The sequence below is a fragment of the Pseudomonas sp. SDO55104_S430 genome (genome assembly GCF_054070595.1).
On the sequence record NZ_JBSVXG010000291.1, the window covers coordinates 1 to 6,124 of the forward strand.

Below are 6,124 nucleotides of genomic sequence, written 5' to 3' on the forward strand. Positions count from 1 at the left end.
GGCATCGATGTTGGTGCGAATGACGCCTTCGCGGGCAAGCCTCGCTCCTACAGGGGGTTGTGGATAAATCGCGGACAACAAAAAAGCAGCCCGTAGGCTGCTTTTTTCTGCATCGGAAGCTGGACTTAAGCCAGTTTTTCCTTGATGCGAGCTGCTTTACCCGACAGGTCGCGCAGGTAGTACAGCTTGGCTTTACGTACGTCACCGCGACGCTTGACAGCCATGCTGTCGATCTGCGGGCTGTAGGTCTGGAAAGTACGCTCTACGCCAACACCGTTGGAGATTTTACGAACGGTGAATGCACTGTTCACGCCGCGGTTACGCTTGGCGATTACAACGCCTTCGAACGCTTGCAGACGGGAACGATCGCCTTCCTTCACTTTCACCTGAACGACAATGGTGTCGCCCGGGGCAAAGGCTGGGATCTCTTTGGTCATCTGCTCTGCTTCGAGTGCAAGGATGATTTTGTTAGTCATGCTGTGCTCCTAAGGTAAATCGTCTGATCTACCATCGATACGTTGTTAACTATCGTCCCGCTCGCGGAGATATTCCTCGAGCAGCTTCTTCTCTTCTCCAGAAAGCGAGCGGCTTTCCAGAAGATCGACGCGTCGTTCATAGGTCCGACCAAGGGACTGCTGTAAACGCCAACGCCGGATGTGCGCGTGATTGCCACTTAGCAACACGTCGGGAACACGCTGATCCGCATACACCTCAGGTCGGGTGTAGTGCGGGCAATCGAGCAGACCATCCGTAAAGGAATCTTCCTCGGCGGAGTCCGCATGCCCTAAAGCTCCGGGCAGCAGTCGTGTAACCGCATCGATCAGGACCATCGCCGGCAGCTCGCCGCCAGACAGTACATAGTCGCCAATCGACCACTCTTCATCGACATGAGCCTCAATAAAGCGCTCGTCAATGCCTTCATAACGACCGGCAATCAGGATCAATGCATCCAGATTCGCCAGATCGCGTACCGCCGACTGATTCAGCTGACGGCCTTGGGGGGACAGGTAAATCACCTTCGCTCCCTCCCCGGCGGCTGCCTTGGCCTGGACCAACGCGTCTTCCAGGGGCTTGATCTTCATCACCATGCCCGGACCACCGCCAAATGGGCGATCATCCACAGTGTGATGTCGATCCGTCGTGTAGTCTCGCGGGTTCCAACAGGTGAGCTGCAACAGCCCCTGTTTCACCGCCCGACTGGTGATGCCGTACTCGCTGATGGCGGAGAACATCTCGGGAAACAGACTGATCACTTCTACGCGCAAATTAGCCACGCTTAGAAATCCGCGTCCCAGTCCACCTTCATCTCGCCTGCTGCCAGGTCGACGGCCAACACGCATTGCTCGGTATAGGGCAACAGGCGTTCGCGATCATCCAGGCTGCCAGCGCAAGGCTTGACCACCATTACATCGTTCGAGCCGGTCTCCAGCAGGTGATCGATCTTCCCGAACAGTTGTCCGAGGGTGTCGATGACCTTGAGACCTTCCAGCTGGTACCAGTAGTACTCGCCGTCGGTCAGTTCAGGGAACAGGTTGCGCGGCACGCAGATCTCATAACCGGCCAGAAGACGAGCTTCTTCACGATCATCGAGACCCTTGAGCTTTGCGACCAGGAATTTTTCATTCCCGCGTCCGCTGACCAGCTCTACCTGCTTTACATTGCCGTCGCGCTTGAGCGTCCAGGTTTTGTAGTTCAGCAGGTTTTTGATCGGATCAGTAAAGGAATACACCTTCACTTCGCCGCGAACGCCGTGAACAGAGTAAATCTTGCCGATAACGATCAGATCATCAGCAACAGTTGGCGTCGCGTTCATATTGCTCAGGCCGCGGCCTTAGCAGCGTCCTTCAGCAACTGAGCAACACGCTCAGAAGGCTGTGCACCAACGCTCAGCCAGTAGGCTACGCGCTCTTGGTTCACGGACAGACGGACTTCCTGACCACGGGCAACAGGATTGAAGTAGCCAATCTGTTCTTTGTGGGAACCGTCGCGCGGGTTGCGGCTGTCGGTTACGGTCAGGTGGTAAAACGGGCGCTTTTTGGAGCCGCCAAGGGCAAGACGGATTGTTAGCATGTGAACATCGTTCCTGTAGTCGGTGCTGCAAATCTAAAGGCACAGCGGGCATGGGTGCCCGAAAGGCCGCATATTCTAAGGAATATCCGGACTTTTGCAAATGACTTTTTCCGGCGGCCTATCAGCCGCCATGCAGATTTGCTATAGAGCCGTCATTGAAAACGGCCTGTCGGCTCCCGCCAAGTGCGGGTTTACCGTTTGTCCCACATTTCTGTGGATCAGCGCCGGCAGGGGTGCCGGCGCGAATTCTTTACATTTTCGGCATGCCGCCGCCAGGCAACATTCCGCCCATGCCGCGCATCATCTTGGCCATACCGCCCTTGGCGGAGAATTTCTTCATCATCTTCTGCATCTGCTTGTGCTGCTTGATCAAGCGACCGATGTCCTGCACCTGGGTGCCGGAACCCATGGCGATACGACGCTTGCGCGAACCGCTGATCAGCTCGGGGTCGCGGCGCTCGGCCGGGGTCATGGAGTTGATGATGGCTTCCATCTGCTTGAACTGTTTCTCCGCCGCATTCTGGGCATTGCCCATCTGCGCCAGGTTCACGCCGCCCATGTTGGGCAGTTTGTCCATGAGGCCGCCGAGGCCGCCCATGTTCTTCATCTGTTGCAGCTGGTCGCGGAAGTCTTCGAGGTCGAAGCCCTTGCCCTTCTTCAGCTTCTTGGCCAGCTTGTCGGCCTTGTCCTTGTCGAGGGTCGCTTCGGCCTGTTCGATCAGGCTGAGCACGTCGCCCATGCCGAGGATGCGCGAGGCGATACGCTCAGGGTGGAACGGATCAAGCGCTTCGCTCTTCTCGCCCATACCGATGAACTTGATCGGCTTGCCGGTGATGGCGCGGACCGACAGTGCGGCACCGCCACGGGCGTCACCGTCGACCTTGGTCAGGATCACACCGGTCAGCGGCAGTGCGTCGCCGAAGGCCTTGGCCGTGTTGGCGGCGTCCTGGCCGGTCATGGCGTCGACCACGAACAGGGTTTCGACCGGGTTGATCGCGGCGTGCAGGGCCTTGATCTCGCCCATCATCTCTTCATCGATGTGCAGGCGACCGGCGGTGTCGACGATCACCACGTCGATGAATTTGAGTTTCGCTTCCTTAATAGCAGCCTGGGCGATGTCGACCGGCTTCTGGCTCAGGTCAGACGGGAAGAACGTCACGCCGATGTCGGTGGCCAGGGTTTCGAGCTGCTTGATCGCTGCCGGACGGTAAACGTCGGCGGACACGACCATGACCGACTTCTTCTTGCGCTCTTTAAGGAAGCGCGCGAGCTTGCCGGCGGTGGTGGTTTTACCAGCACCCTGCAAACCGGCCATCAGAATCACGGCGGGCGGGACGGCGCTCAGGTTCAAGTCTTCGTTGGCCGCGCCCATCAGGCTTTCGAGTTCGGCCTGGACGATCTTCACGAAGGCCTGGCCCGGGGTCAGGCTGCGGGACACTTCGGTGCCGACCGCACGCTCCTTGACCGAGTTGACGAAGTCCTTGACCACCGGCAGGGCGACGTCGGCCTCGAGCAACGCCATGCGCACTTCGCGCAGGGTGTCTTTGATGTTGTCTTCGGTCAGCTTCGCCTTGCCGGTGACATGGCGCAGCGTCTGCGAGAGGCGGTCGGTTAAGTTTTCAAACATTGCGCGATCCTTTCAGGCCCTGTGTAGACCGGGATAATGGCGGCCCGGACCGGACCAAACGGGTTCTCGGCGAGCCTGCGGCGTGGGCAGGTCGCGGATTATAGCGAAGACTGCGTCTGGCGCACACCCGCCGTCAGCTTGACTGGTCTTTCGTGCCGTGGGGGTTCTATGCCAAACTCAGCGACTTTCGGGCTTGCCTAACAGGACTTATGCTCCCCTTGTCACCCAGTTTGCTCAGCACCCTCGCCGCCGCCTGTCTATATGCCGCTGCGACTCTCTATCAAGGCACCCGCCTGGCCACCTGCGCCAAGGCGAACAAACGCCTGCTGGTCATCCTCGGCGTGCTCGCCGTGCTGGCCCACAGCGTCAGCCTCGTCGCCCACTTGTTGACGCCGGTTGGTCTGGGTCTGGACTTTTTCAGCGCCGCCAGCCTGATCGCCGCAGCCGTCATCGCCCTGACTCTGATCGCCTGCTCGCGAATTCCAGTGGAAAACCTGCTGGTATTGCTGTTCCCGCTCGGGGCGCTGACTGTGCTGCTGGCGCAGTTCGCGCCCGCCGGCACCGTGCAGGTGATCGATGAGGAGCCAGGCATCCTCGCCCACATCCTGCTGTCGATCCTGGCCTACGGCATGTTCACCATCGCGGTGTTCCAGGCCTTGCTGCTGCTGGTCCAGGACCATCAGCTCAAGCACAAGCACCCGTCCGGGCTGATCAAGAACTTCCCGCCGCTGCAAACCATGGAAAGCCTGTTGTTCGGCTTTCTCTGGGCCGGCTGGTCGCTGTTGTCGCTGTCGCTGATTTCCGGCTGGCTGTTCGTCGAAAACCTGTTCGCCCAGCATCTGGTGCACAAGACCCTGCTGGCGTGTCTGGCCTGGGTGGTCTTCAGTGTGCTGCTGTGGGGTCGCAACCGTCTCGGCTGGCGCGGACACAAGGCCATTCGCTGGACCCTCGCCGGTTTCTGCCTGCTGATGCTGGCCTATTTCGGCAGCAAGCTGGTCCGTGAATACATCCTGCACATCTGACGGGCGGCATTAATGGATGACTTGCCCTTAGGGCCGATGTTCGCAGTTGTAGCCCTGCTGATTCTCTGGTCGGCGCTGTTTTCGGCCATCGAATCCGCTCACCAGCATCTGCTGGCCAAGCGCACCGCGTCGCGCTCCAGCGACAAGCCGCTGGCCAGGCTGAACTTCCCGCTCAACAGCCTGATCTTCTGCAACACCCTGTGCCGCACGCTGGTAGTGGTGATCTGCACCCTGCTGGCGGTCTTCACCTGGGCGGAAAACGGTCCATGGGCCGCGTGCCTTGGTGCAGGCGCCGCCTTGCTGGTGTTTACCGACTATCTGCCGCGCACCCTCGCCACTCGCCATCCGGATGCGATCCTGGCTCTGGGCAACCAACTGCTGCCGATTCCGCTGAAGATCCTGTATCCGGCCGCTTGGCTGCTCAACGCCATCAGCCAACTGCTGCTGCGTCCGTTCGTGCGCAAAGCCAAGGTGGTGCAGCAAAGCGAAGACGAGCCACCGGCGGAGCAGCATGACGATCACGAACCCGCCGTCTGCCGCCCGCATTCGCTGCCCGGCATTCATGCGCTGGACAACATCACGGTCAACGACATTCTGGTGCCGCGCAGTGAAGTCGACGGGATCAACCTCGACGATCCGATCGATGAAATCATCGAGCAGTTGCGCGACAACAATCGCACGCGCCTGCCGGTGTTCCACAGCGACATCAATCAGGTCGAAGCGGTGCTCAATACCCGGCAGATCGGTCACCTGCTGGCCGACGGCAGCCTGACGGTCGACGATCTGCTGGCCGCCAGCCGCGAGCCCTACTTCGTGCCGGAAAGCACTCCGCTGCAACTGCAACTGCTGAACTTCCACAAGCAGCAGCGCCGCCTGGGCATGGTGGTCGACGAGTACGGCGAAGTGCTGGGCATCGTGACCCTGGAAGACATTCTCGAAGAGATCGTCGGCGAGTTCGAAAGCCAGCAGAACATGGACAACCCGCACATCCATCCACAGGCCGACGGCCGCCTGGTGATCGATGGCGCCGCGACCATCCGCGAGCTGAACAAGAGCCTGGGCTGGCACCTGCCCAGCGATGGCCCGAAGACCCTGAACGGCCTGGTGACCGAGGCGCTGGAAACCATTCCCGAGAGCGCGGTATGCCTGAAGATCGGCCGTTATCGCCTGGAAATCCTGCAGACCGAAGACAATCGCGTGACGCGGGTGCTGATCTGGCAGACCACGGCGGCGCCTGCGATGGTTCCTGCCCGGTAAAAGATCAAAAGATCGCAGCCTCGCTTCGCTCGACAGCTCCTACACAAAATCAGCGGTATCCACAAAACCTGTGGGAGCGGGCTTGCCCGCGAAGGCGGTGTGTCAGGCGACATCGATGCTGGATGTGCCGGCCTCTTCGCGGGCAAGC

At 59.9% G+C, this 6,124-nt stretch carries 7 protein-coding genes; 2 read left to right on the plus strand and 5 right to left on the minus strand.

Annotation, left to right across the window (positions count from 1 at the left end; all coding sequences use genetic code 11):
• Nucleotides 1-125: 125 nt before the first annotated feature.
• The 5 genes from rplS to ffh form a co-directional block, all read right to left on the minus strand.
• Entirely contained in the window at nucleotides 126-476 is a 351-nt protein-coding gene (gene rplS, locus ACW9JE_RS27760) for a 50S ribosomal protein L19 (protein WP_009047143.1), read from the minus strand.
• A 45-nt stretch (nucleotides 477-521) separates the two neighbouring features.
• Nucleotides 522-1,274: a tRNA (guanosine(37)-N1)-methyltransferase TrmD gene (gene trmD / locus ACW9JE_RS27765; RefSeq protein ID WP_175377880.1), complete on the minus strand. Its 753-nt coding sequence runs from the start codon at nucleotides 1,272-1,274 to the stop codon at nucleotides 522-524.
• Between the two features lie 2 nt (nucleotides 1,275-1,276).
• The gene (gene rimM / locus ACW9JE_RS27770) at nucleotides 1,277-1,813 is read right to left on the minus strand and encodes a ribosome maturation factor RimM (RefSeq protein WP_457434574.1); all 537 of its coding nucleotides are present in this window, start codon (nucleotides 1,811-1,813) and stop codon (nucleotides 1,277-1,279) included.
• Nucleotides 1,814-1,818: 5 nt separating this feature from the next.
• Nucleotides 1,819-2,070, minus strand: coding sequence for a 30S ribosomal protein S16 (rpsP, locus tag ACW9JE_RS27775; RefSeq protein ID WP_224541759.1), 252 nt, complete (start codon nucleotides 2,068-2,070; stop codon nucleotides 1,819-1,821).
• 250 nt (nucleotides 2,071-2,320) lie between these two features.
• A complete protein-coding gene (gene ffh / locus ACW9JE_RS27780; protein WP_224541757.1) occupies nucleotides 2,321-3,697 on the minus strand; it encodes a signal recognition particle protein in 1,377 nt (458 codons plus the stop codon).
• Nucleotides 3,698-3,906: 209 nt separating this feature from the next.
• Between ffh and ACW9JE_RS27785 the strand changes: the two genes are divergently transcribed.
• Complete coding sequence (locus tag ACW9JE_RS27785; RefSeq protein WP_457434575.1) at nucleotides 3,907-4,719, plus strand: cytochrome C assembly family protein; 813 nt, start codon at nucleotides 3,907-3,909, stop codon at nucleotides 4,717-4,719.
• 12 nt (nucleotides 4,720-4,731) lie between these two features.
• Nucleotides 4,732-5,976, plus strand: coding sequence for a transporter associated domain-containing protein (locus ACW9JE_RS27790; protein WP_457434576.1), 1,245 nt, complete (start codon nucleotides 4,732-4,734; stop codon nucleotides 5,974-5,976).
• The last annotated feature ends 148 nt before the right edge of the window (nucleotides 5,977-6,124 follow it).